This is a genomic window from Nonomuraea sp. NPDC049695 (assembly GCF_040674955.1).
GTDB lineage: Bacteria > Actinomycetota > Actinomycetes > Streptosporangiales > Streptosporangiaceae > Nonomuraea > Nonomuraea helvata.
Map to the genome: position 1 here is coordinate 1 of NZ_JBFANV010000222.1, position 1747 is coordinate 1747.

Annotated in this window: 2 protein-coding genes; both read right to left on the bottom strand. The window is 70.2% G+C overall.

The features are described 5' to 3' along the window. Positions 1–815: aldehyde dehydrogenase family protein (locus tag AB0J64_RS57170; RefSeq protein ID WP_364047211.1), on the bottom strand; the 815-nt coding region annotated here is incomplete at its 3' end. Positions 816–817: 2 nt separating this feature from the next. Next, the gene (gene deoC / locus AB0J64_RS57175; protein ID WP_364047214.1) at positions 818–1747 is read right to left on the bottom strand and encodes a deoxyribose-phosphate aldolase; all 930 of its coding nucleotides are present in this window, start codon (positions 1745–1747) and stop codon (positions 818–820) included.

Consider the following 1747-nt stretch of genomic DNA (forward strand, 5'->3'; position numbering starts at 1 on the left):
GCCTGGTCGATGGCGGCGTCCTCGAACACGATGTTGGCCGCCTTGCCGCCCAGCTCCAGGGTCAGCTTCTTGTCGGTGCCCGCCACCGCGCGGGCGATGATCCGGCCGACCTCGGTCGAGCCGGTGAAAGCCACCTTGTCGACGTCGGGATGGCCCACCACGGCCGCGCCGGTCTCGCCCGCGCCGGTGACGATGTTCACCACACCAGGCGGCAGATCGGCCTGCCGGCAGATGTCGGCGAACAGCAGCGCGGTCAGCGGGGTCGTCTCGGCCGGCTTGAGCACCACCGTGTTGCCGCAGGCCAGCGCCGGAGCGATCTTCCAGGCCAGCATGAGCAGCGGGAAGTTCCACGGGATGACCTGCCCGGCCACACCCAGCGGCTTCGTCCCGAACCCTGCGTATTCGAGCTTGTCGGCCCAGCCCGCGTAGTAGAAGAAGTGGGCCGCCACCAGCGGCAGGTCCACATCGCGCGACTCGCGGATCGGCTTGCCGTTGTCGAGCGACTCCAGCACGGCCAGCTCACGGGCCCGCTCCTGGATGATCCGCGCGATCCGGAAGAGATATTTGGCCCGCTCGGCGCCGGGCAGCGCGCTCCAGACGCCGAACGCCTTACGCGCGGCCTGCACGGCCCGGTCGACATCGTCGGAGGAGGCGGTGGCGACCTCAGCCAGCGTCTCCTCGGTCGCGGGGTTGATCGTCTTGAACGGGGCACCGGAGCCGTCGGTGAACTCGCCGTCGATGAACAGCCCGTACGACGCCTTGATGTCGACGACGTCGCGCGACTCGGGCGCGGGTGCGTACTCGAAGATCGCCATCATCAGTCCAGAGTGAAGTAGTCGGGGCCGGCATAGCGGCCGGTGGCCAGCTTCTCGCGCTGCATGAGCAGGTCGTTCAGCAGCGACGAAGCGCCCAGCCGGAACCACTCGGGGGTCAGCCAGTCATCGCCGGCCGTCTCGTGGACCAGGACGAGGTTCTTGATGGCGTCCTTGGTCGTGCGGATGCCGCCCGCGGGCTTCACGCCCACCTGGCGGCCGGTCGCCTCGCGGAAGTCGCGCACCGCCTCCAGCATGATCAGCGTCACCGGCGGCGTCGCGGCCGGCGACACCTTGCCCGTGGAGGTCTTGATGAAGTCGGCGCCGGCCAGCATCGCCAGCCAGGACGCCCGCCGCACGTTGTCGTAGGTGGCCAGCTCGCCGGTCTCCAGGATCACCTTGAGGTGCGCCGGGCCGCACGCGGCCTTGACCGCGACGATCTCCTCCAACACCTTCATGTACTGGCCGGACAGGAACGCGCCGCGATCGATCACCATGTCGATCTCGTCGGCGCCGGCCGCCACCGCCAGCGCGGTGTCGCTCACCTTGACCTCCAGGGAGGAGCGCCCGCTCGGGAACGCCGTGGCCACGGAGGCCACCTTCACCCCCGAACCGCGCACCGCCTCGGCGGCCACCGCCACCAGGTCGGGATAGACGCACACGGCCGCCACCCGGGGAGCGCCGCCGCCGGGACGCACGGCCTTGGTGCACATCGCGCGCACCTTCCCGGTCGTGTCCGCCCCTTCAAGGGTCGTCAGGTCGACCATGGAGATGGCCAGGTCGATCGCCTGTGCCTTGGCCGTGGTCTTGATCGAACGGGTGCCCAGCATCGCCGCCCGCTGGTCCGCGCCGACCCGGTCAACCCCGGGCAGGCCGTGCAGGAAAGCTCGCAGCGCCGCGTCGGACGAGGCGACGTCCGCGAGCGAGGTAGTCAC